20 protein-coding genes and 3 tRNA genes are annotated in these 22,145 nt (G+C 71.6%); 8 read left to right on the top strand and 15 right to left on the bottom strand.

Annotated elements, in window-relative coordinates:
- Window positions 1–10 precede the first annotated feature (10 nt).
- The 10 genes from ACIF83_RS28700 to ACIF83_RS28655 form a co-directional block, all read right to left on the bottom strand.
- Window positions 11–520: an ATP-binding protein gene (locus ACIF83_RS28700; protein WP_393474242.1), complete on the bottom strand. Its 510-nt coding sequence runs from the start codon at window positions 518–520 to the stop codon at window positions 11–13.
- Between the two features lie 12 nt (window positions 521–532).
- The gene (locus ACIF83_RS28695; protein WP_393474245.1) at window positions 533–844 is read right to left on the bottom strand and encodes an STAS domain-containing protein; all 312 of its coding nucleotides are present in this window, start codon (window positions 842–844) and stop codon (window positions 533–535) included.
- Between the two features lie 52 nt (window positions 845–896).
- On the bottom strand, window positions 897–3,041 hold the full coding sequence (glgX, locus tag ACIF83_RS28690) for a glycogen debranching protein GlgX (protein WP_393474247.1): 2,145 nt from the start codon (window positions 3,039–3,041) through the stop codon (window positions 897–899).
- The gene (locus tag ACIF83_RS28685; protein ID WP_145885149.1) at window positions 3,038–3,379 is read right to left on the bottom strand and encodes an STAS domain-containing protein; all 342 of its coding nucleotides are present in this window, start codon (window positions 3,377–3,379) and stop codon (window positions 3,038–3,040) included. Before ACIF83_RS28685 ends, glgX begins: the two co-directional genes overlap by 4 nt.
- Window positions 3,376–5,214 carry an AGE family epimerase/isomerase gene (locus ACIF83_RS28680; protein ID WP_399731135.1) on the bottom strand — a complete coding sequence of 613 codons (1,839 nt, stop codon included), beginning with the start codon at window positions 5,212–5,214 and terminating at the stop codon, window positions 3,376–3,378. Before ACIF83_RS28680 ends, ACIF83_RS28685 begins: the two co-directional genes overlap by 4 nt.
- A 145-nt stretch (window positions 5,215–5,359) precedes the next feature.
- Window positions 5,360–6,808, bottom strand: a complete 1,449-nt coding sequence (locus tag ACIF83_RS28675) for a maltokinase (RefSeq protein WP_393474253.1) — start codon at window positions 6,806–6,808, stop codon at window positions 5,360–5,362.
- A 148-nt stretch (window positions 6,809–6,956) separates the two neighbouring features.
- Window positions 6,957–8,234, bottom strand: coding sequence for an IS701 family transposase (locus ACIF83_RS28670; RefSeq protein ID WP_393474256.1), 1,278 nt, complete (start codon window positions 8,232–8,234; stop codon window positions 6,957–6,959).
- Window positions 8,235–8,426: 192 nt separating this feature from the next.
- Complete coding sequence (locus tag ACIF83_RS28665; RefSeq protein WP_393474259.1) at window positions 8,427–9,122, bottom strand: SDR family oxidoreductase; 696 nt, start codon at window positions 9,120–9,122, stop codon at window positions 8,427–8,429.
- Window positions 9,123–9,170: 48 nt separating this feature from the next.
- A complete protein-coding gene (locus ACIF83_RS28660; protein WP_399731131.1) occupies window positions 9,171–10,514 on the bottom strand; it encodes a sugar phosphate nucleotidyltransferase in 1,344 nt (447 codons plus the stop codon).
- Window positions 10,515–10,562: 48 nt separating this feature from the next.
- On the bottom strand, window positions 10,563–10,718 hold the full coding sequence (locus ACIF83_RS28655) for a hypothetical protein (protein WP_393474264.1): 156 nt from the start codon (window positions 10,716–10,718) through the stop codon (window positions 10,563–10,565).
- Between the two features lie 268 nt (window positions 10,719–10,986).
- Here ACIF83_RS28655 and ACIF83_RS28650 point away from each other — a divergent pair, with 268 nt between their 5' ends.
- Window positions 10,987–11,832: a LuxR C-terminal-related transcriptional regulator gene (locus ACIF83_RS28650; protein ID WP_393474267.1), complete on the top strand. Its 846-nt coding sequence runs from the start codon at window positions 10,987–10,989 to the stop codon at window positions 11,830–11,832.
- Between the two features lie 146 nt (window positions 11,833–11,978).
- Here ACIF83_RS28650 and ACIF83_RS28645 read toward each other — a convergent pair whose 3' ends face one another.
- A complete protein-coding gene (locus ACIF83_RS28645; protein WP_393474270.1) occupies window positions 11,979–12,782 on the bottom strand; it encodes a hypothetical protein in 804 nt (267 codons plus the stop codon).
- A 206-nt stretch (window positions 12,783–12,988) separates the two neighbouring features.
- Complete coding sequence (locus ACIF83_RS28640; RefSeq protein WP_399731126.1) at window positions 12,989–13,744, bottom strand: methyltransferase domain-containing protein; 756 nt, start codon at window positions 13,742–13,744, stop codon at window positions 12,989–12,991.
- A gap of 303 nt (window positions 13,745–14,047) precedes the next feature.
- On the opposite strand from ACIF83_RS28640, the gene ACIF83_RS28635 reads away from it, so the two are divergent.
- Entirely contained in the window at window positions 14,048–15,973 is a 1,926-nt protein-coding gene (locus ACIF83_RS28635) for a helix-turn-helix domain-containing protein (protein WP_399731123.1), read from the top strand.
- Window positions 15,974–16,057: 84 nt separating this feature from the next.
- Here ACIF83_RS28635 and ACIF83_RS28630 read toward each other — a convergent pair whose 3' ends face one another.
- From ACIF83_RS28630 to ACIF83_RS28620, 3 genes are all read right to left on the bottom strand, one after another.
- Complete coding sequence (locus ACIF83_RS28630) at window positions 16,058–18,283, bottom strand: DEAD/DEAH box helicase (RefSeq protein WP_393474278.1); 2,226 nt, start codon at window positions 18,281–18,283, stop codon at window positions 16,058–16,060.
- A 215-nt stretch (window positions 18,284–18,498) separates the two neighbouring features.
- A complete protein-coding gene (locus ACIF83_RS28625) occupies window positions 18,499–19,008 on the bottom strand; it encodes a hypothetical protein (protein WP_399731119.1) in 510 nt (169 codons plus the stop codon).
- Between the two features lie 99 nt (window positions 19,009–19,107).
- The gene (locus tag ACIF83_RS28620) at window positions 19,108–19,458 is read right to left on the bottom strand and encodes a metallopeptidase family protein (RefSeq protein ID WP_393474283.1); all 351 of its coding nucleotides are present in this window, start codon (window positions 19,456–19,458) and stop codon (window positions 19,108–19,110) included.
- 94 nt (window positions 19,459–19,552) lie between these two features.
- Between ACIF83_RS28620 and ACIF83_RS28615 the strand changes: the two genes are divergently transcribed.
- The 6 genes from ACIF83_RS28615 (at window position 19,553) to ACIF83_RS28590 (ending at window position 22,121) form a co-directional block, all read left to right on the top strand.
- Window positions 19,553–21,121, top strand: coding sequence for a metallophosphoesterase (locus tag ACIF83_RS28615; protein WP_399731115.1), 1,569 nt, complete (start codon window positions 19,553–19,555; stop codon window positions 21,119–21,121).
- 81 nt (window positions 21,122–21,202) lie between these two features.
- Window positions 21,203–21,275 (top strand) — tRNA-Glu (locus ACIF83_RS28610).
- 37 nt (window positions 21,276–21,312) lie between these two features.
- A tRNA-Asp gene (locus tag ACIF83_RS28605) sits at window positions 21,313–21,387 on the top strand.
- Between the two features lie 24 nt (window positions 21,388–21,411).
- Window positions 21,412–21,485 (top strand) — tRNA-Phe (locus tag ACIF83_RS28600).
- Between the two features lie 62 nt (window positions 21,486–21,547).
- Window positions 21,548–21,730: a DivIVA domain-containing protein gene (locus tag ACIF83_RS28595; RefSeq protein ID WP_399731112.1), complete on the top strand. Its 183-nt coding sequence runs from the start codon at window positions 21,548–21,550 to the stop codon at window positions 21,728–21,730.
- 79 nt (window positions 21,731–21,809) lie between these two features.
- On the top strand, window positions 21,810–22,121 hold the full coding sequence (locus ACIF83_RS28590) for a hypothetical protein (protein WP_393474291.1): 312 nt from the start codon (window positions 21,810–21,812) through the stop codon (window positions 22,119–22,121).
- Window positions 22,122–22,145 lie beyond the last annotated feature (24 nt).

Below are 22,145 nucleotides of genomic sequence, written 5' to 3'. Positions count from 1 at the left end.
CTCGTCTCATCTATCCGTGGTGGTCGCGGTGGATCGTCAGCATGCTGACGTTGCGCCCCGCCACCAGCTCGTAGTCGAAGCGGTCCACCGCCGTCAGCGCCAGGAAGACCCCGAGTCCGCCGACGGCGCGCCGGGCCAGCGGTACCTCCAGGTCGGGCGCCTTCATGCCGCCGCGGGGATCGAAGGGCGGGGCGTCGTCGGAGAAACGCACCCACACCCGGTCCGGGGTGACCCCGCCGTCCACGCAGATGTCGCCCGGTGCCCCGCAGTACCCGTGCATGACGATGTTGGTCGCCAGCTCGTCGGCGGCCAGCCGCAACCGGTAGGTCTCGCTGCTGGTCAGCCGGCCCGACCGCCCGAGTTCGAGGACGAACCGGGCGACCAGGTCCAGGGATTCGAGGTCGGCCGCGATCCTCAGCCCCGCCGTGGTCCCGGCGAGCGGCTGACCGGCGCAGCCCGCCTCGCACCACTCCTGTCCGGCGGTGGGTCCGGCCGAGGCGGCTCCGGAGTCGATCGCCATCTTGCGCCCCTCTCAGGCGTCGATCAGCTCGATGCTGTGGTCGAAGCCCGCCAGCCGGATGGTCCGGCTCACCGGCTCCGTGGCCCCGATCACGGCGATGCGCACCTCGTCGCCCATCTTCTGGCGGGCGAACACCAGCGAGCGCAGCCCCGCGCTGGACAGGTAGTCGAGGGATCGGGCGTCTATCTCCAGCCGCACCGCGCCCTGCTCGGCGGCCTGGTCGACCAGGTCGTGGAAGCGGGGCGCGGTGGACGCGTCGAGCTCGCCCTTGATCTCGATCGTCGCGATGCCCTCGGACACGCTCAGCTTTCCGTCGAACGACATGAACAGCTCTCCTTCTGTGGGGCCTCCGTCTGCGAGGCGTGCGTACGGCGGATCAGCCGGTGCGCCGGTCGCGGCCGACGAGGATCACCAGCGCGTGCGGGCCGAGGTGGTAGCGGCCCGGATGGTGCAGCTCGCGCTCGCCGCCGACCTCGGCGAGGCCGTGCGGGGCGGCGAGTCCGGTGTCGGCGAACAGATGCCACGCCTGTCCCTCGGGCAGGCCGGGCAGCTCCAGGTCGTGCGACTCCCAGTGGGCGTTGACCGCGATGTAGACGTGGTCGTCGGCGACGGTGCCGCCCTTGGCGTGCCGGCCGCACCGCATCAGCCCGAGCACCCTGCTGTGCGCGGACCAGTCCGGGTGCCAGGCCCGTACCCCGTGCCAGCTGATGTCGGGATAACCACTGCCCACCCGGTCGGAGCCGACCGGGTGGTCGGCGGAGCGCAGGACCGGGTGGGCGTGCCGGAAGGCGATCAGGCGCCGGGAGAACTCGAGCAGTTCGGCGTTGGCCTCGACGAGCCCCCAGTCGAACCAGGAGAGTTCGTTGTCCTGGCAGTAGCCGTTGTTGTTGCCGAGCTGGGTGCGCCCGACCTCGTCCCCGGCCAGGACCATCGGAACACCCTGGCTGGTGAGGAGGATGCCCAGCAGGTTCTTCATCTGGCGCGTCCTGAGGTCCCGGACGTGCGCCGAGGCGCTGGGTCCCTCCTCGCCGCAGTTCCAGCTGTGGTTGTCGTTCCCCCCGTCGCGGTTGCCCTCGCCGTTGGCCTCGTTGTGCTTGTCGTTGTACGACACCAGGTCGTTGAGGGTGAATCCGTCGTGCGCGGTGACGAAGTTGACCGACGCCGAGGCGGTGCGGCCCCGGTACAGGTCGGGGGAGCCGGCCATACGGGTGGCCAGCTCGCCGACCAGGCCCGGCTCGCCCTTGACGAAGCGGCGCACGCTGTCCCGGTACTGGCCGTTCCACTCCGACCAGCGGCCGTAGTTCGGGAACGCGCCCACCTGGTAGAGGCCGGCCGCGTCCCAGGCCTCGGCGATCAGCTTGGTGTGGCGCAGGATCGGGTCGTGGGCCAGCTGTTCCAGCAGGGGCGGGTTGGGCAGCGGGGTGCCGTCGGGCGCCCGGTCGAGGATGGCCGCGAGATCGAAGCGGAAGCCGTCGATGTGGTACTCGGACACCCAGTAGCGCAGACAGGACAGCACGAAGTCGCGGACCACGGGGTGGTTGCAGTTGACGGTGTTGCCGGTCCCGCTGAAGTTGTAGTACTCGCCCCGCGGCGTGAGCATGTAGTACGTGGCGTTGTCCAGGCCGCGGAACGAGATGGTCGGGCCGTGCTCGTTGCCCTCGGCGGTGTGGTTGAACACCACGTCGAGCATGACCTCGATGCCGGCCCGGTGCAGCTCCCTGACGAGGGTCTTGAACTCGTCGGCCTGCATCCCGAACCGGCCCGTGGCCGCGTACCCGGCCTTGGGTGCGAAGAACGAGACGGTGTTGTAGCCCCAGTAGTTGTGGAGCCGTCCGCCGGTGGCCGGGTCGGTGCGCGGGTTGTCCAGCTCGTCGAACTCGAACACGGGCAGCAGCTCGACGCAGTTGACGCCGAGGTCCTTCAGGTAGGGGATCTTCTCCCGCAGGCCGGCGTAGGTGCCCGGGGCGCTCACCCCGGACGAGGGGTGGCGGGTGAAGCCCCGGACGTGGGTCTCGTAGACGACCAGGTCCTCGGTGGGGATGCCGAGCGGAGTGTCGTCGCCCCAGTCGAAGTCGTCGTCGAGCACCTTCGCGCGGTAGGGGTAGACGTCGTCCCAGTCCGGCTCCCGCCCCCACACGTCCCGGCCGGAGACCAGCCGGGCGTAGGGGTCGCTGAGCACCTTGCCCGGGTCGAACCGGTCACCGGCCTCCGGGTCGAAGGGGCCGTCGGCGCGGAAGCCGTACTCCAGGTTCTCCGCGTCCAGTCCGAAGACCGTCATCGCGTACACGCTGCCGATGCGGAACTCCGGTGGGAACTCCAGTTCGGCGGTGGGCCGGCGGGCGCCCCGCTCGAAGAGGACCAGCCGCATCGCGGTGGCCCGGTCGGAGTAGACCGAGAAGTTGATTCCCCCCGGGACCGGATGGGCACCGTACGGGAAGGGCCGTCCGGCCCGGACCCGGTAGCCGCCGATCCGGCGGGTGGGGAACGCGTCGACGCGCTCACGTGTCTCCTGGACGGTCATCGGCCCGTGTGTTCCCGTGCGGCGTCCAGGTCTTCCTCGATCTGGAAGAAGTCCAGGAACCCGGTGGCCGACATCACGAACCGGACCTCCTCCGACAGGCCCACCAGGATCACCGCGGTCTGCAGCTGCTGGGCCCTGCGGTGCACGATCAGCAGGGTGCGCAGGCCCGCGCTGGAGACGTAGCTGACCCCGCTGAGGTCGATCAGCAGGCGGCTGCCCTGCCCGACGAACGGCAGCAGCTGGGCCTGGAGCCCGCCGGACGTGGTGGAGTTGATCTCTCCTTCGAGGACGACCACCGCGGTGTCGCCCTCGGTGCGGGAGCTGAGCTTGACGGTCATGCCGCCACCTCCGTCCGGGTTACCGGGGCCAGCCGGACCTTGACCTTGACCCGCCCGGACGTCTCGGGCAGGTGCACGAGCAGGCCCTCGGCGTCGAAGGCGCCGTGCGGCTCGCCGTCGATCTCGACGGACTCGATGCGTACGGATCCGCGCGGCAGCAGGTCCGGCGCCACACGCAGCACCCGGCCCTCGATCAGCGCGGGGTCGGGCTTGAACCAGAAGTCCATGGCGCTGCCCCCCAGCAGCAGGTTGTTGTAGACGGCCGCGAGATAGCACAGCTCGGCCGAGTGGTACATCGACATCGAGTGGCTGCCCTTGAGCCGCTCGACCCCGAGCAGGTACGGCAGCCCGTTCGCGAGCACGTTGAAGTAGACGGCGCCCTCGTCGTGGTCGAGGAAGAAGGCGTTGTAGAAGGCCTGGGCGTCCCGGGCCTCGCCCTGGAAGTCCGCGCGGTCCGTGATGCCGTGCAGGATGAGGTAGGCGAGGATCGCCTGCTCCTGCTGCCACCACGCCTTGCGGTCGTGCCAGGTGAACCGGTGCCGGTCCTCGCCGGCCACCCGGATCCGCTCCACCACGTCGTACCAGCCGCCGCGCTGCCGGTCCGCGCCCCACTCGGGCATGGTCTCGCCGAGGGTGGTGGCCAGCTCCAGATAGCTCTGCTTGGGACGCAGCGAGTGCATCCGCAGCAGGTTCCAGGCGATCTTGAGGTTGTGGCCGACGACCGCGCGGTTCTGCTGCCAGCCGTGCGTGGTGTCGTGGGACCAGTCCTTGTGGAACCGTTCCTGCACGAAGGGGCTGTGCTCCGGGTCGGGGAACCGGCCGACGATCGTGTCGAAGGTGTACTCCAGCATGTCGGCGTACGTCTTCTCACCGGTGGCCAGGTACAGGTTGATCAGATAGGCCGGTGCGTGGTCACCGACGGAGTTCCAGTTCTTGCGGGCCCGGTTGGGGCCGAGCGACTCGTGCTCCGGGCTGAGCAGGATCGGGTCGATGTGCGAGAAGTACCCGCCGTGCTCCGGGTCCAGGTAGAACCGGTCGAAGAGCCGGATGGTGGCGTCCGCGTCGGCCTTGATGCGCGGGTCGCCGGTGATCCGGTACGTCTGGATCGGGCCGGCCAGCGCGTAGATCTGCTCATAGGCGGGCAGTGCGTCGTAGTCGTCGGAGAACTCCGAGGTGAACAGCTTGGTCTCGATGTCGCCGTCGACCTTGAGGCCGTGGTACCAGTACACGACGTTCTCGTCGGCGTCCACGAACCGCATGTGCTCGCGCAGGTACTCGGTGCCCCGCTCGGCGATCTCCAGGTACTCGTCGTCGCCGGTCAGCAGGAACGCGGAGGCCATGCCGTACACCAGCCGGGAGATGGTGTCCGTCTCCTGGACGTGGCTCGCGGTCTTGTCGCCGCTGAGCCGGATCTCGGTGCGGTACTGCGAGAAGTCGATCGGCCCGTCGCCGAACTGGGCCTTGCGGTAGAAGCCGGCGATCTCGCGGATCTGCCGGATCCACCAGCCGGCCTCCTCGAACCGGTGGTCGTCCGCCTGCCGGCCGGTGAAGACCAGCCGCTTGGCCTCGAACCGCAGCCCGTCGGCCTGCGGGTAGAAGATGCCGTACGCCAGGACGTAGCGGCCCTCCTCCAGCAGTGAGTCGATGTGGCCGGTGGCGTCCTGGTAGGGCTCCCCGAGGTTGTGCAGCAGCTCGGCGCCGGGCCCGCCGTCCAGGGAGACGTCGAAGCGGCGGCCGTCGGCGGTGACGAGGGTGAAGACGCGCGCCTCGCGGTCGAATCCGGCCACCCGGCCCGCGATGGTGTCGGAGAACGTGAAGTTGACGGTGTCGGACATGGTCACACCCTTCGCATTATGATTTTGAATTCGTCCGGGACTGATGAACCATCGAATCTCCCGTTCTTGACATTTCGCGAACGTGTCACATCTTCAACGGGCCCGTATCTCACCGACAAAGAGCGGTCACGGACTTCCTGAACTTTCAATTCTGCTGACGGATTTCTTCGGTCAGCCGGCGGACCGCGAGGAGCGGGATGGGCAGCCATTCGGGCCGGTTGTGGGCCTCGTACACCGCCTCGTACACGGCCTTGTCCGCCTCGAAGGAGCGCACCAGCAACGGTTCGCGGCGCGGGTCCTGGCCGCCCCCGGCGGCATAACCGGCGCAGTACGCCTGCCGGTTGTGCACCGCCCAGGCCGTGGCCCGGCGCGCCAGCCGGGCCGCGTGCGGGTCGTCGGGCGGCATCTCGCCCGGCGGGCGGTCCAGCACCTCGGTCAGGGCGTGGTGGGCCGCGTAATCGAAGGAGCGCAGCATCGCGGCGACATCGCGCAGGGCCGGCTGCGGCCTGCGGCGCTCCTGCGGCGAGTGCCCGGGTTCGCCCTCGAAGTCGATGAGCACCCAGCCCTGTTCGGTGCGCAGCACTTGTCCCAGGTGCAGATCGCCGTGGATCCGCTGGACCAGCGGCGCCCGGCCGCCCAGGACGCTGCCGCGCAGCTCCTCGTGCAACTCCCACAACGCGACGGCGTACGGATCCAGTTCGGGAACGGACCGCAGTCCCTCCGCCAGGCGCTCGCCCAGCAGGTCGAGCAGGGCCGCGCTCTCCGGCCCGGTGAGGGGCCGGCTGCCGAGCTGCTCGGCGAGCGCGGTGTGCACCCGGGCGGTGGCCAGGCCCAGCGCGTACGACTCCTCGGCGAAGCCGCCGAGCGGCGCCTCGATGCCGCGCCCGGCCGCCAGGCACGCGCGGGCCTGGCCGGTGGCCGCCGCCCAGCCGTCCCCGCGCGAGCGCACGAACTCCTGCACGATGCCGAGCGTGAAAGCGCCCACCGGGGACTCGCCCGTGGTGCGCACCTGGGCCAGCGGCGCCGCGCTCGGCACCGAGCCGGCCCGCTGCAGCGCGCCGAGCAGCTCCAGCTCCGGGCTGGTCCCGGGCACGGGCCGGCGCAGCACCTTGAACATCGCCCGGTCGGCGAAGGCCACCGAGGTGTTGGACTGCTCCGCCGTGCTCGCCACTCCGGGCACCCCGAAGGGCAGGTCGCTGCCGGGCAGGCGCTCGAAGCGCACCGGCCCCTGCTCGTCGGTGCCGAAGCGCTCCAGCAGCCTGGTCATCAACTCCGGGTCCTGCGTGGCCTCGTACAGTGTCAGGGCCGGGCCGCCGGGTGCGGTCAGCCGGCCGATCACCGCCTCGGACGGCACCGGTGCCGGTCCCCGGCGCATCCCGATCAGTGCCTGGTACGGGCCGTCGGCGCCGGTGTCGAACACCGCGACCAGGAGCGCCGGATCGCCCGGCAGCACCCGCTCCAGGAGCCGGGTGGTGACGGCCGGCGCCCCGGTGTCCTTGCCCGCGAACCAGCGCCGGCCGGGCAGCCACGCCGCGAGCAGCCCATCCAGCGCCGTACGCACCCGCTCCCGCTCCGTGTCCACAAGAACGCTCATCCGACCCGCACCCCCACCCGCGCCCGACACACCCGCATCCACACCGACAGCGACCCGACCCCGCCCCACGCACCCACGAACCGACACCCACCCGGCAGCCGACCGAGCCCGATGCGCACCCGCTCCCGCTCCGTGTCCGCAAGAACGCTCACGCGGCCCGCACCCCCACCCGCTCGCGGGACACCGGCATCCGCACCGGCGTCGGCCAGGCCTCGGTGTGTGGTGCCGCGGACAGGACCGTGGCCGCGTGGGCCAGCGACACCATCGTCATGTGGTGGTGCCAGCCGCGGAACGAACGGCCCTCGAAGTCCCGGATGCCGAGCCCCTCGCTGACCTGCGTCAGGTCGCGGGTGACCCGGCCTGCGAGCATGGCGGTGCGGTAGACCGTGCCGAGCTGGGACTGCGGCAGGTTCGACAGCCAGTACTCGCTGGGGGTGCGCCGCCCCGGATCCCGCCAGGCGCCGACCAGGATGAGTTCCTGCTGGTCGGCGGGGACCGGCCGGGGGGCGTCGGGGCCCGTCCGGCGCAGCAGGACCCGGGCGGCGCCGACCGACGTCGCCCGCAGGGCGTCCGCCTCGTGGTCGTACCACTCCACCGGCAGGCACTGCCGGCTCAGCTCCGGGACCAGGGCGAGCGGCGAACCGGGCGGGCACGGCGCCCCCGTGTCCTCGGACACCGGCTCCGGCAGTCCCGGGCGCGGCGCGGGCCGCAGCGCCCGCAGCGCCAGTCCGCGGGCCGCGGGGTCGATCCGGACGACGAAGGGCATACGGCGCTCCAGCAGCACCGAGCAGATGCCGTACGCGTCGCTCTCCCGCAGGTCCATCACCACCGGCCGGTGCGGCAGGCCCCAGTCCCCGGCCATCGCGGACACGGCCTCCACCGCGCACTGCTCGGGCGGGCAGGAGCCGACGTCCTCCGGGATGCAGGCCCGGCGCCGCAGCGCCGCCTCGCCCGCCCAGCTCTCCGGCAGGGCGAGCCGCCAGTCCACCGGACACGACGCCCGGTCGGCGGCCAGCCACACCCCGATCGCCTGCTGGCAGTTGACGACCCGTCCGAACTCCGAGACCCACCGCCGCTCCACGCCCACCGAGTGCTGCCCCACCTTGGCGATCACCAGGGGATGGACCACCCAGGCGCGCGGCTCCAGGCGCAGCAGCAGGTCCGCCAGCTCCCGGCGGACCGGCTCGGCGGCCCACGGGGACTTGGTGATGAACTGGTAGAGGCTCTGCTCCACTCCGCCGCCGGCACCGTCGGCGATCGCCCGCATGGTCTTCCTCCCGGAAACCGAGAGCAGGCCTCTCACATAAAGCTCGCCCCAACGCCTCTGGTCACTGCGCGGAATTGATCTGAACGTGCGGGAAATGATCTCGGAGACCACGTTCTCGGAAATCTCGGCGGACTCCACGATTTGACGTTCGCCGGGCATGACTCAGCCCTCTCTGGAATACGTGAGGTTCTTCGCCCGGGGCCGGCGCCGCGGACGCGGTGTGCGTCCGCCGGGGCGCCGGCCCCGGCAGGGACCCGCCGGCCGGGGGGAGCCGACGGGTGTGGGGACGGGGCGGGCGGTCGGGGGTGGACCCGCCACGTCGTCCGTACGGCCCGAACCGGGGCCGTGGCGCTACGGGCGCAGGGTCAGCAGGCGGTCCGGGGTCAGCCCGCGGAACAGCGGTTCCCAGTCCTTGGGCGCCGCGCCCGGCTCGTTGTAGACCTCGAACGTGCGGCCCGCGGCCGCCGCGGAGCCGAGCGCCCGGACACAGGCCTCGGCCACCGAGGCGCGCGAGACCCAGCCGTCACCGCGGTCGTCCTGCTCCAGCCGGACACCCGCGCCCGCACTGCCGTCGTCGGTCAGCCAGCCGGGCCGCACCACCGTGTAGATGAAGCCCGAGTCCCGTACCGCGTCCTCGCCGCGCAGCCGCCAGTCCAGCAGCCGCCCGTAGGCGTTCATCGGGTGCTCGCGCCGGGTCACGAAGATCTGGCTCACCAGCACGATCCGGGGCCGCGGCGCGGACTCCGCGGCCGCCGCCAGCACGTTGCGCACACCGCTGTAGACCGTGGTCTCCGGGCTGTCCGGTCCGGAGTCGGCGGTACCCGGCTCCACGCTGAACACCACCGCGGCACAGCCGCGCAGCGCGGGCCCCAGCGTGTCCGCGTACCGTACGTCCGCCTGCCACAGCTCGGTGCCGGGCGGCGGGGTCGCTCCTCGCTCCGGGTGCCGGCTCACCACGCGGACCCGCTCGCCCGCCTCGGCCAGTCTCCTGGTCACGAGAGAGCCGAGCCGGCCCGCTCCGCCGATCACCGCTATGGGGCCGTGCATGTGCATGATTCCCCCTATGTGTTCTGAGGCCTGTCGGCCCCGGCCGGATCACACCCAGCGCAGGACGTCGTCGGCACTCGTCAGCTCGGTCGCGGCGGGCACGCCGGTCAGCGTGGGCACCCTGAGCCGCGGATAGACGGTGACCCCGCGGAACCGGGACCCGGGCCGCAGCACGGCCCCGTCGCCGATCGCCGTGTGCCCTTCGAGCCGGGTGGGCCGGCCACGCTCCGAATGGATCACCGCCATCGGTCCGACGTAGGACTCCGAGAGGTCGGCGTGGGCGCCGATCACCGCGGACTCGCCCACGGCGGAGTGCACGAGCGTGCTGCCCTCACGGATCTCGGCCCCGTCGCCGACGTCCGTGTGCTCCAGCCGCACGCCCGGCCCGATCTCGACGTCGTGACCGATACGCACGCCGGGGCCGATCAGCACCGACCCCTCCTCGATCTTCTGGGCGAGGGTCGTGCCGGTCAGGTCGTCCTTCGTCAGCAGGCTGCTCTCGTGGATCCAGCCCTGCGGTCCGGCCTGCCCGGACCGCGCCATGAGCCGGTTCATCTGCTCGTACGCGCCGTCGAGCACGAGCCGCAGCGTGTGCAGATAGTCCTGTACGTTGCCCAGGTCGCCGAGCCTGCCGATGGCATGGGTGGCGACCGGGTGGTCGTGCCCGGCCAGCCAGGGCAGCAGGTCCCCGCCCCAGTCGAGCCTTTGGTGGGACTGCCGGAACAGCTCCGGTTCCCGGGCCAGCAGCCGCAGCCGGCCGCAGTCCACCAGGTACATCCCGGCGTTGGTGGGCAGTGTCGCCCGTTCGTCCGCGACCGCGCCCGGGAACAGCTCGCGCAGCCGGGCGACGGCCGGCTTCTCGACGAAGCCCGTCACCAGCCCCCGCGCGTCGGTGCGCATCACGCCGTACTTGCCGGCGATCTCCCGCGCGGTCCGTTCCACCGCGGCCACCGTCACCACGGCGCCGCGCGCCTCGTGCGTGGCCCGCAGTTCCCGCAGGTCGAAGTCGAAGAGCGAGTCGACCGGCAGCACCAGGGCCTGGCCCTGCAGGTCCCACTGTTCGAGGTTGTGGAGGGTGGCTCCGGCCGAGCCCACGTTGTAGCGGTCCAGGCGCGAGCGGGAGTACCTGACGTCCACTCCGTGCCGCTCGCCGTGGCCCAGCAGCAGCTTGATCTGGTTACGGTTCTCCAGACCGTGGGCGACCACGTAGAAGCGACGGATGCCCTGGTCCCGGCAGGCTTCGACGACCCATTCGATGAGCCGCCTTCCGACGAACGGAATAAGAGCCTTGCTGCGAATGTAGTCGGACGATTCCAGAGTGATGGGCTTCGCCCGCTCGCCTCTGCCGCCCGCGAGAATGATTCCTACGGTCTCCGGATTCCGACGAGGCACGTTCGCTTTCCCCCTATGAGTTCGTCGGACGTCCCCCCGGGCCTTCGGTCAGCCCCATTCCGGGTCGTGGTCGGGGATGTTGGCCGTCTGGGCGATCGACTTGCCCTGCAGGGCCTGCTCGGCCGACTGGGCGCCGAGTCCGAGGAGGAGCATGAGGGCGAATATCGCGCTGAATCGCTTGGAAGTCGTTCCCTTGGAATTCATGTGGATTCCCTCCCAGGTGGCTGATAGGCACTGTTGCCTCCGCCGCAAGAAGCATGCCTCAGCCAGCAGCCGGATTTCTTCGCTTGGTAGCCTCGTGATCGCGCATTGCGCATTTCTGAAGGGGGAACGAATGTGCAGAAAGTCGGACAATCTCTCCCATACCAATGTGGTCAGGCTCTGCGACGAAGGTCTGGCCCGCTACCGGGAAGCGCTCTCAAAAGGTCCGATTGATGGCGATGTCCCGGACTGCCTCGTCGAGTTGGGTCTCATGCGGCCCTTGGCCGAAAACCCGCTGATCATGGGCGTGGTGCCGCCCGACATCGCGGTGAGCGAGTTCTGCCGCCCCATCGAGCGCGCCATTCTCGTCCAGCAGCAGGCCGTGGCGGCCGTCCGCGAGGCGCTGAGCGCCGCGGAGGACGTCTACCGAGAGGAACAGGGCACCGCCTCCGCCGACATCCGTCTGCTGCACGGCGAGGACGTCATCAGCGCGGCGCTGCAGAAGTCGGCCGACGCCTGCCGCGCGGAACTCCTGACCGCCCAGCCCGGCGGCGGCCGGGCCACCGCACTCCTCAGCAAGGCACTGCGCCGCACCCTGGAACTGTCCGAACGGGACATCCGCCAGCGGACGCTCTACCAGCACTCGGTGCGCACCCATGGCCCCACGCTCGCCTACATCGAGCAGGTCACCGCGGTCGGCGTCGAGGTACGCACCCTCAACGAACTCTTCGACCGCCTGATCATCTTCGACCGCAGGACGGCCTTCATCCCCGACCCCCGGCACGACCTCAGGACAACGGCCCTGACGATCGAACACCCCGCCATCGTCCACTACCTGGCCACGGTCTTCGACCACGCCTGGCAGCGCGCGGAACCCCTCAGCATCACCCAGGAGCAGGCGCGCCCCCCGCTGATGACCGACGAGACCCGGCGCACCGTCCTGCGCCTCATGATCGAGGGCCACACCGACGCGGCGATAGCCAAGCGCCTGGGCATCAGCGCCCGCACCGTCTCCACCCACATAGGCCGCGCGGCAGAGGCCCTCAACAGCAAGAGCAGAGCCCAACTGGCCTACGCCCTGGCCCAGTCCCGCCTCCTGGAGGACATGGACGGCTGACCGCCCCCCCCTCACCACCCCCACGAACCCGCAGCCGCCGACGCAGAATCCGCCCCACAGGAGCCACCCGCACCCGACGACGAAAGCCGCACGGGTGGTGCGGGTGGGAACGCAAATGGCGGCCGAAGGCGAAGTCGAGGCACCCGCTACGCCGCGGCAGCGGCCAGCACCTGCTCCACATCCGCGCGCCCGGCCCGGAACGGCGCCGGAACCCCCAGCACCGCACCCCCCGGCAATCGCGACCGCAGCGTCTCCAGCACCGGTCCCAGCAGCCGGGGCGCCGCGGTCACCACCGACTTCCCCGTCCACGTGGCGAGTTCCACGGCCGCGGCGGACAGCCGGGCATCGTCCAGATAGACGAGGTGCGCATGCCCGAGCCCAGGTGCGGCCGCACGCGCGGCGACCGCCAGCCGGGTGCCGGCCTCACCGACGGAGATCAACCGCGCCGTGGCCGCCGAAGGCTCGCTCGGTTCCCAGGAGAGATCCGCCCCCGGCCCCTCCCCGAGCACCAGACAGTGCGGCCGCGAGGACCGCGCGGCGTGCCGCACCACCGCCCGCGTCTCCTCCTCCCCGCAGGGCATCGCGAGCGGTACGCCGGACATCCGCCGCACCTCGTCGTACCCGTCGGGAAAGTCCTCGGCCGACATCACCACGGTCGCCCCGGCCTCCAGACAGTCGCGCCACAACGACCGGGGCGCCACCGCCCGCCCCTCCACCGGACCCGGCGCGACGACCACGAACGGCCTGAACCCGGCCGCCCCCAGGCCCGTCACCATCTGCGTCAGCACCGTGCCCACGTTCGGCAGCGAGAAGAAGCGGTCCGGGTGGGCCGCCTCGAACGGATGGTCCTTCCTGCGGGCCAGCGTCTCCAGACAGACCACCCGGCGGTCCCGCCCGGCGACCTCGGTGAGTTCACTGCGAAAGGCGTCCCGCCCGGAGAGGGTCACCACGACACCACTTTCCCCCCTCGGCGGACCCCGGCGGTTGCTCCCCGCTCCACCGTGCCCGCGTCCAACTGCTCCCTGAGCGACCGTCACCGGGGCAGGTGCACCCCGCCCCGGCGGTCACGGGGCCGCCTCCCGCGCGGCACCGGCACCCACCCCGGCGGCCGGCAGGCCACCCGGGGAGCCGGTCCGGATCGCGCCCTCGGCGGCCATCACCCAGACACCTCGCCCCGTCCGTCGCGACCGTCGCCGCCGTCCGCGACGCGGATCTCCAGCAGCAGGTGCTCGACGGCGTCGGCGCCGTACTCCTTCTCCACCAGCTCCACGGACCGCACCACGCGCAGCTCCCGACCGCACTCCCGGGCGATCTCGTGCAGCTCCCCGAGGACGCCGCGGCTGCTGAAGTGCAGCAGCGCCCGGCCGCCCGGGGCGAGCATCCGCGGGGCCTCGGCCAGATAGCGTCGATGCGTGCGGTAGCCCGGATCGACGTAGGCCCGCTCGTGCATGGACCGGTAGGTGTAGTCCTCAGGCGCGCGTACGTAGTTGGAACTCCAGAAGACCATGTCGAAACGTTCCTGCTGAAGCGCGGAGAACAGATCGCTCCGCACGGCCCGCACCCGGTCCCCCACCCCGTGCCGCGCGGCGTTGAGCGCCGCGTTCTCGACCGCCAGGGGGTTCACGTCGGCGGCGACCACCCGCTCGCACCCGGCGAGCGCGCTGCGCACGGCGATGACCCCCGTCCCGCAGCCGATCTCCAGGAACGAACCCGACCGGTCGCCCGGACCCGCCTCGGCGAGCCCCAGCAGCTCGAGCGCCATCGCGGTCGACGGCGAGAACACCGGAGCAAACACTTCGTCAAGAAGGTCCCATCGCAAGCCCAACAGCTCGAACTCGGCCGGCCGGTCCGGACGCGTCAGCGACAACCGGCTGCGCTCCAGCGACCGTACGAAACTCTGCGTTCCCGACATGTCTCTGTCCCCCCGCCGGACGCTCCGCGACCGCGGCGCCGTCCGCTTCCCGGCACGCTGTCAGGGCTTATTGTCGGGTTACCGAACGCGACAGGGGAATGTGCAGGGGTAACCGCTGCACACCGGCCGGGCGGTGTTCCGGTCACCGTGCGGCAGGCTCTGGCATGTGGTTTCGGCCAAAGGTCACCTCAACGGTACTGGTTCAAGCCATCGTTGACGCCTGTCGTGCACGCAATCTAGGTTCGCGAAGGCTCGGCAGAGCCACGCGCCGCAGGCGCCGCAGATCAACTGGGGGTGAGGTCCATGCGGCACACGGACGACTTCGTACGGGACGAACTACTCGGACTTCTCGAACTGCTCGCCACCGAGGCTCCGCCCCACCGCTTCGAACCACCCCCCGACGTCGACTCCGACGAACCGGTGTCGGCCGAGTCCCTGGCCCTCCTCGACCGCGCGCGGGCCCTGGCCCTGGACATCCACGGCCTGTTCGCCCGCCGCCAGCAGCGCGAGGCCGCCCTGGCGGCACTCGTGGACACCGCACGGGAACTGACCCTCCCGTACGAGGTCGACGCGCTGCTGCAGGTGATCACCCGCCGGGCCCGGCTGCTCCTCAACTTCGACATGTCGTGGATCACCCTCAGGGACCCCGCCGACGGCCGCTCCTACGTACGCATATCCGACGGCCACGCCTCCACCATCACCCCGGGGTTCGTGGTCCCCGCCCAGGGCGGCGTCGGCAACGCGGCCTTCGACCGCTCCGCACCCTTCTGGACCGCCGACTACCTCACCGACGACCGCTTCCCGCACTCCGCGGCCACCGACGAGGTGGTCACCGCGGAAGGCCTGCACGGTCTGATGGCGGTGCCCCTGAAGGAGGGCGGCGACACCTTCGGCGCCCTCTACGGCGCCGACCGCTCGGTGCGCCACCTCACACCCGACGAGATCACGCTGATGTCCTCGCTGGGCGACCTCGCCTCGCTGGCCATCAAGAAGGCCCGGCTGCTCGCCCAGACCCGGTCCGAAGTCAGCGAACTGGAACTCGACGTGTCCCGGGCACTGGACTCCTCCACCACGGAGCGTCTGGTCAGCGGCGTCCACACCCGGCTCATCGACATGGTGCTGAGCGGCAACGGACTGAACGAGGTGGCGGCCCGCGCCGCGGCCGAACTCGGCGGGGCCCTGATGGTGCGCGACGCCACCGGCCGCACCCTCGCGGTCACCGAGGGCTTCCCGGACTTCGACGAGGCGGAACTCTTCCAGCGGACCCTGGACGCCCACACCGAACTCGCCCCGATCCGCTCGGCGGACGGCCTGTGGCTGTGTCCGGCCACCGCGGGCCGCGAGGTGCTCGGCACCCTGATCCTGGCCACGGACGGCCCGGCCATCGACTACCAGCTCCGGCTGCTGCGGGCCACGGCCCAGTCCACCGCGGTCCTGCTGCGCATCCAGGCCGGCGCCGAGACGTCCCCCGACGGGGGCCGCAGCCGGCTGCTCCAGGACCTGATCGGCGACTCGCCCCGCGCGCCCGAGCAGCTCGCGGTGCACGCCCGGCGCCTCGGCGTCGCCCTCGACGACCCGCACGTGGTGCTGATCGCCCGGCCGGACGGCGGGGCGAGCGGCCGGGCCCTGGTCTGGGCGTCGTCGTACGCCCACCGCATGGCGGGACTGCAGACCATCGTGGACGACTGCCTGGTGCTGCTGGTCCCGGGCACGGACTCGGGGGCCGCGGGGCGGGCGGTCACCGCCGAGCTGTCCACGGTGACCGGCCGCCGGGTGACGGTCGGCTCGGCCGGGCCGGTCGCGCATCCGGGCCCGGTCCACGGCACCTACCAGGAGGCCAGGCGCTGCCTGGAGGCGCTGACCGCTCTCGGCACCGACGGCGGCAGCGCCTCGGCACAGGAACTGGGCTTCCTCGGGCTGCTGCTCGCGGACAGCCCCGACATCACGGCCTTCGTGCACACCACGATCGGCCCGGTGATCACCTACGACAGCCGGCACTGCACGGATCTGGTCCGCACCCTGGAAGCCTGGTTCGCGTCCGGCGGCAGCCCCCGCCGGGCCGCCGAGGCCCTCCATGTGCACCCCAACACCGTCTCCCGGCGCCTGGAACGGATCACCGACCTGCTCGGCTCCACCTGGCAGGAACCCATGCGGGCGCTGGAGGTGCAGCTCGCCCTGCGTCTGCAGCGCACCCGGCACGCGGTCCGCTCCCCCTTGTCCACCTGCTGACAGCGAAACGGCTGCGGGCCCCGGATGTTCCGGGGCCCGCAGCCGTCTTCGGTCACCGGCGAAGGTGCCGGTCACTCATGTTCGTCAGCCGTTGCGCTTCCAGCGCGGCTTGTCGTCGCGGCGGCCGAAGGAGCCGGTGCCGCGGTGGTCGTCACGACGGCCGTAGGGGCGGTCGTGACCGGCGGTGGGGGTCCCACCGCTCGAGGGACGTCGAGAGTGGGGGAGGAAGCCCGGGCGGTCGTCACGACGGTCACGGTTGAACGGACGGTCGCTGCCCCGGTGCCCGGCACCGCGCTCGTCGCGGCGGAAGCCACCACGGTCGTCACGACGCTCGAAGGAGCGGCCATCACGGTCGCGGTCGAAGGGGCGACGCTCGTCGCGGCGCTCGAAGGAACGCCCGCCACGGTCACCACGCTCGTCACGGCGCTCGAAGCCACGGCCACCGCGGTCGTCGCGACGCTCGAAGCCACGCTCACGGTCACGGTCGAACGGCCGACGCTCGTCACGGCGCTCGAAGGAACGCCCGCCACGGTCACCACGCTCGTCACGGCGCTCGAAGCCGCGCTCACGGTCCCGGTCACGGTCGAAGGGACGACGCTCGTCACGGTCACGGCGGAAGCCACCGCGGTCACCACGGTCCTCACGGCGCTCGAAGCCACGCTCGCCGCGCTCACCACGGTCCCGGTCGAAGGAACGCCGCTCCCGGCGCTCGTACGGCGCCGAAGCCGCCGGACGCTCCTCGCGCTCGGTCTCGCGCTCCGCCGGCTCCTGGGCCACGGCCGCCTCGACCACGGCCTCCGCCGCGGCTGCCTGGGCCTCGGCCACCGCGGTCTCCGGGTCCTCGCCACGCTCGCGGGCGACCCGGGCGACCAGCCGGTCGGCCTCCTCGCGCAGCTCGGTGGCCCGGCGCTGGGCGCGCTCCAGCTGCTTGGTGAGCTGGGCGACCTCGCGCTCGGCCTGCTGGGCGGCGTTGCCCGCGGACTCGGCCTGGACCTCGGTCATGGAGCGGGCGCCGGTGATCTCGGCGACCTCCGGGTCGAAGGCGGCACCGCCCTGGATGATGTGGCGCGCGGCGTCGACGCCGGCGTCCTCCATCAGGCGGAAGATCTGGCGCCGCTGGTGCGGCAGGGACAGCGAGACGACCGTGCCGGTACGACCGGCACGCGCGGTACGGCCCGCACGGTGCAGGTAGTCCTTGTGGTCGCCGGCCGGGTCCACGTTCAGGACCAGGTCGATGCCGTCGACGTGGATACCGCGCGCGGCGACGTCGGTCGCGACGAGCACGTTGACGTAGCCGTCCTTGAAGTCGGCCAGCGTCCGGGTGCGGGCGCCCTGGGTCATGCCGCCGTGCAGCGCGTCGGCCTTCACGCCGGCCTCGCGCAGCTGCTCGGCGACGCGGTCGGCGCCCAGCTGGGTGCGGACGAAGATGATCGTGCGGCCCTTGCGGGAGGCGATCGCGGCAGTGACCGGCGCCTTGTCCTTGGGCTTCACGATGAGGATGTGGTGCGACATGGTCGTCACCGCGCCCTGGGCCGCGTCCACCTCGTGGGAGACGGGGCTGTTCAGGTAGCGGTCGACGAGGGTCTGGATCTCGTTCTCCATGGTCGCGGAGAACAGCATCCGCTGGCCGCCGGCCGGGACCTGGTCGAGCAGCTCGGTGACCTCGGGCAGGAAGCCCAGGTCGGACATCTGGTCGGCCTCGTCGAGAACGGCGATCCGGGTGTCCTCGAGGGAGCAGGCGCCGCGGTTGATGATGTCGCGCAGGCGGCCCGGGGTGGCGACGAGGATGTCGACGCCGCGCTCCAGGGCGTAGATCTGGTTGCCCATCGACGTACCGCCGCAGACGACCTTCATCTTCAGGCCGAGGACGTCGCCGTACGGCTGGAGGGCGTCCGCGACCTGCATGGCCAGTTCACGGGTCGGGGTGAGGATGACCGCGCGGGGCTTGTGCTTCTTGGTGGTGCCGCCGGCCAGCGTGGCCAGGGTCGGCAGACCGAAGGAGAGGGTCTTGCCGGAGCCGGTGCGGCCACGGCCGAGGATGTCCTTGCCGGCCAGGGCGTCCGGGATGGTCGCGGCCTGGATCGGGAAGGGGGTGGTGACGCCGTTCTGCGCGAGCTTGCGCACGATGCCCTCGGGGAGGCCGAGGTCGGCGAACGTGATCTGGGGGGTGGTGTCAGCGGCCTCGACGGCCTCGGTGATCTGGGGGGTGGTGTCAGCGGCCTCGACGGCCTCGGTGACCTCGGTCGTCACGTCCACGAGCTCGTTGTCGTTCTCGGGCATGACGATCTGATCAGTACTGGACACGGACATGCGAATGCGAAACCTTCCGGAGTCTCTTCGGCACGCGCCCGTCAACTCCGTGAATCGCTCACGACCGCCTCAATGCGGTCCGCCACGGCAAGGGAGAGTACGCGCCACACGGCGCGCTCTGCAGTGGCGCCGGGCAAATGGGATCAAACGATCTACCACCATACGCACCCAACGCCCCCCAAGGCAAACCGAACCCAGGAGACGCTGGTCACGTCCTACGCCGGAGTCCCCGCCGCGGGCGCCGGCTCCCGCTGGGCCAGTTGGGTCCCCGTCTCCTCGTGGGCCGAGGAGGACGGCTCGGCGGACGGCGGCGGTGGCGAGGCGGGCGTCGGCTCCTCGGTGGGCGTCGGCTGCGGCTCGGCCGTCTGGGTGGGGGTCGGCTCGACCGTCTGTGTGGGGGCCGGATTCGTGGTTTTCCCCGACTTCGGCGGTGCCACCGACGCGCTGCCCGGGACGGACGGCGTGGCCGAGGGCGCGGCCGACTCCCCCCGCTTCTTCTTGCCCCCGTGCTCGTGCTTGCCGTCCCCGCGACCGCCACCGCCGTAGCCGAAGCCGCCACCACCCTCCACCGGCCCCCCGTCGGGCGCCTCGCCACCGCGCTGCCCCGCCGAGTGCGAGGGCCCGGCCCGGCCGTCGGCGTCGTCACCCACGCTCACACAGCCGGCGGCGGCCGTGAGGGCCAGCACCGTGGCGGCCAGACGGACGGGTACGTACAAGGGGCGCACGGCGGCCACCTCCGGAAGCGAGGATGGGAGTCAACCTGCCCAACTCCCGCCGCCCGCAAGAGGACACGCGCCCCGCCCGCATCGGTGTGCCCCGCCCGATCACCCGTACCCGAGCGCGTGCAGCCGGGCGTCGTCGATGCCGAAGTGGTGGGCGATCTCGTGCACCACGGTGACCTCGGTCTCGGCGACGACGTCCTCGCGGCTGTCGCACATCCGCAGCGTCGGCCCCCGGTAGACGGTGATCCGGTCCGGCAGCACACCCGCGTACCACTCGCCCCGCTCGGTCAGCGGCATCCCCTCGTACAGCCCGAGCAGCTCGGGATCGTCCGCGGGCGGTTCGTCCTCGACGAACACCGCGACGTTGTCCATCAGCCGCGTCAGCTCCGACGGGATCCGGTCGAGCGCCTCGGCGACCAGTTCCTCGAACTCCTCGCGCGTCATCTCCAGCACACGGTCATTGTCCGGCACGGGAGGCCCGCACGAGGCTGGCGAACCGTCGCATATCCGCCGCATATCCACGCCCGGCCGTGGGCATACGCCCCCAATGGCCAGCGCCCGCGCCACCGCCGCAGCCCTCCGCACCCTGCGCACCCGCCGTGCCCGCAAAGCCGCCCCCGCCCTTCCGGCCCTGGAACTGGCGGCCCGCCCCAACCCCTGGCTGCGCGCCCTCGGCCTCACCGCGGTGGTCCTGGTCGGCGCCTGGCTGGGCCTGCTGATCGTCGGGAACGTCCGGGTCCCGGTCGGCCCGATGGACACGACGATGGCGCTGCGCCCGTCCCTCACCGGCGGCACGAAGATCAACGTCTCCCCGCTGGGCGCGCTCACCCTGGACAGCCATGTCGCCCCGGTCCGCCTGGACGTCAACGTCGACCAGCTCGACCCGCTCCGCTCCCAGGCCCTCGTCGACCACCCCGAGCGGCTCTCCGGGCTCCAGGACGAGGTGGCCCGGGACGTCGAGCGCGGCACGCTCGACCTGGCCGTACGCTCCTGCGTCGCCGTGGTCTCCGGCGCGACCGCCCTGGGCCTCGCCGTCTACCGCCGCCCGCGCCGCGCCCTGACGGCCGGCGGCCTGGCGCTGGCCCTCCTCGCCGCCTCCGGGGCGACGGCGTACGCCACCTGGAACCCCAGGTCGGTCCTGGAGCCGAAATTCTCCGGCCTGCTCTCCTCCGCGCCCTCCCTGGTCGGCAACGCGCGCAGCATCGTCACCGAATTCGACGTCTACCAGAAGGAGTTGGCGCGCCTGGTGACGAACGTGACGAAGCTGTACGACGTCACGTCCACGCTCCCGGCCTACCAGCCGGACCCTGCCACGTTGCGGGTCCTGCACGTCTCCGACATCCACCTCAACCCGGCGAGCTGGAAGATCATCGCCTCGCTGGTGGAGCAGTACAAGGTGAACGTGATCGTGGACTCGGGCGACACGATGGACCACGGCACGGCCGCGGAGAACGGCTTCCTGGACCCGATCGCGGACCTGGGCGTGCCGTACGTCTGGGTCCGGGGCAACCACGACTCCAGGACCACCCAGCGCCACCTGCGGCACATGAGGAACGTGCACGTCCTGGACGACGGCCGGGCGGAGACGATCGCCGGCCTGCGCTTCGCGGGCATCGGCGACCCCCAGTTCACCCCCGACCGCTCGGTGTCGCCCGGCGGGGACGCGGCCGAGGTGCTGGCGGGCGACCGCCTGGCCGGCGCCCTGCGCGACCAGCGGGCGGCGGGCACCCCGGTCGACGTGGCGATCGCGCACGAGCCCTCCGCCGCGCGCGAGACGGACGGCGCGGTCCCGCTGGTCCTGGCGGGCCACCTCCACCACGAGGGCACGGAGGTCATGAAGTACGGCACACGTCTGCGCATCGAGGGTTCGACGGGCGGCAGCGGTCTGCGCGCCGTGGAGGGCAAGTACCCCGACCCGATCGAGGCCTCGATCCTCTACTTCGACCGCGACACCCGCCGCCTCCAGGCCTGGGACGAGATCAGACTCGGCGGCCTGGGCCTGACGACGGCCGAGGTCAGCCGCCACCTGCCCGAGGAAGTGTTTGATCAGCGGCTCCGCCACCGGCTCCCGGGCGCGAAACCGTCCCCGGCCACGCCCTCGCCATCGGGGTCGTAAAACCGTTTTGGCGATACTCCCCGCCATCCCATATGCTTCTCACGTCCCCGACGCGCTGAGAAGCGCCCAGGCGGGCCGATAGCCCTCATCGTCTAGCGGCCTAGGACGCCGCCCTTTCAAGGCGGTAGCACGGGTTCGAATCCCGTTGGGGGCACGCAAGATCGTGTGCGACACTGTTGCACGCAGAGCTTGGTCCTGTGGAGCAGTTTGGAGTGCTCGCCACCCTGTCAAGGTGGAGGCCGCGGGTTCAAATCCCGTCAGGACCGCTGAGGTTTCCTCGGAAGCCTCGTGGCTGGGTAGCTCAGTTGGTACGAGCGATCGCCTGAAAAGCGATAGGTCGCCGGTTCGACCCCGGCCCCAGCCACAACCAGAAGGCCCCGTTCAGTGAACGGGGCCTTCGCCGTTTCGGCACTGGGGGAGGCAAGGGTGGCAGAGGACTTCCGGGGCTTCGACATCGTGCGACGGGGATACGACCGGGCACAGGTCGACGCCTACCTGACCCGGCTGGCCGCCGGCACGGCCCCCGGCACACCGCCCGCGTTCGACATCGTCCGACGGGGGTACGACCGGGCACAGGTGGACACCCGGCTGGCGGAGCTGCGGAGCTGACCAGGCGGTCTCCTTGGCAGGTGCCCCCGGCAGCGCTACGTTCTGGATGATCGGGCGGGACCGTCGGGGGGACAGGACGATGAGCCGGGACGAGGCCAGAGCCATTCGGGACACCGAGTTGGAGAAGGACCGGGCGCGGTACGGGCTGCTCGCGGTCGTCGTGAGCAATCTCGCCATCGCCGGAGTCGCGATCTTCGGGGTGTGGCGGCTCAACGGGGACAAGGCCGTGATCGTCGGTGTGCTGACCGCCGCCTTCACCGCGGTGAGCAGCCTGACCACCGCCTACCTGGGCATCAAGGCCGTGTCCAACACCGCGAAGTCGATCGCCCTCGGGGACGTGTCGGGCCGGCAGCGCACGGAGCCGGCGCCACCCGCTCAGCGCACGCCCTGAGCGCCCCGGGGCAAATCGTTCGCC

The sequence above is a fragment of the Streptomyces sp. NPDC085866 genome (assembly GCF_044541035.1).
GTDB lineage: Bacteria > Actinomycetota > Actinomycetes > Streptomycetales > Streptomycetaceae > Streptomyces.
The sequence above is the reverse complement of the archived record's forward strand: the minus strand, read 5'-3'. Positions and strand labels throughout refer to the sequence as shown.

Bases quoted from the DNA above. Each gene is read 5' to 3' on its own strand.
- ACIF83_RS28700 (WP_393474242.1), bottom strand. From the start codon at position 520: ATGGCGATCGACTCCGGAGCCGCCTCGGCCGGACCCACCGCCGGACAG.
- ACIF83_RS28695 (WP_393474245.1), bottom strand. From the start codon at position 844: ATGTCGTTCGACGGAAAGCTGAGCGTGTCCGAGGGCATCGCGACGATC.
- glgX (WP_393474247.1), bottom strand. From the start codon at position 3,041: ATGACCGTCCAGGAGACACGTGAGCGCGTCGACGCGTTCCCCACCCGC.
- ACIF83_RS28685 (WP_145885149.1), bottom strand. From the start codon at position 3,379: ATGACCGTCAAGCTCAGCTCCCGCACCGAGGGCGACACCGCGGTGGTC.
- ACIF83_RS28680 (WP_399731135.1), bottom strand. From the start codon at position 5,214: ATGTCCGACACCGTCAACTTCACGTTCTCCGACACCATCGCGGGCCGG.
- ACIF83_RS28675 (WP_393474253.1), bottom strand. From the start codon at position 6,808: ATGAGCGTTCTTGTGGACACGGAGCGGGAGCGGGTGCGTACGGCGCTG.
- ACIF83_RS28670 (WP_393474256.1), bottom strand. From the start codon at position 8,234: ATGCCCGGCGAACGTCAAATCGTGGAGTCCGCCGAGATTTCCGAGAAC.
- ACIF83_RS28665 (WP_393474259.1), bottom strand. From the start codon at position 9,122: ATGCACGGCCCCATAGCGGTGATCGGCGGAGCGGGCCGGCTCGGCTCT.
- ACIF83_RS28655 (WP_393474264.1), bottom strand. From the start codon at position 10,718: ATGAATTCCAAGGGAACGACTTCCAAGCGATTCAGCGCGATATTCGCC.
- ACIF83_RS28650 (WP_393474267.1), top strand. From the start codon at position 10,987: ATGCGGCCCTTGGCCGAAAACCCGCTGATCATGGGCGTGGTGCCGCCC.
- ACIF83_RS28640 (WP_399731126.1), bottom strand. From the start codon at position 13,744: ATGTCGGGAACGCAGAGTTTCGTACGGTCGCTGGAGCGCAGCCGGTTG.
- ACIF83_RS28635 (WP_399731123.1), top strand. From the start codon at position 14,048: ATGCGGCACACGGACGACTTCGTACGGGACGAACTACTCGGACTTCTC.
- ACIF83_RS28630 (WP_393474278.1), bottom strand. From the start codon at position 18,283: ATGTCCGTGTCCAGTACTGATCAGATCGTCATGCCCGAGAACGACAAC.
- ACIF83_RS28615 (WP_399731115.1), top strand. From the start codon at position 19,553: ATGGCCAGCGCCCGCGCCACCGCCGCAGCCCTCCGCACCCTGCGCACC.
- ACIF83_RS28590 (WP_393474291.1), top strand. From the start codon at position 21,810: ATGAGCCGGGACGAGGCCAGAGCCATTCGGGACACCGAGTTGGAGAAG.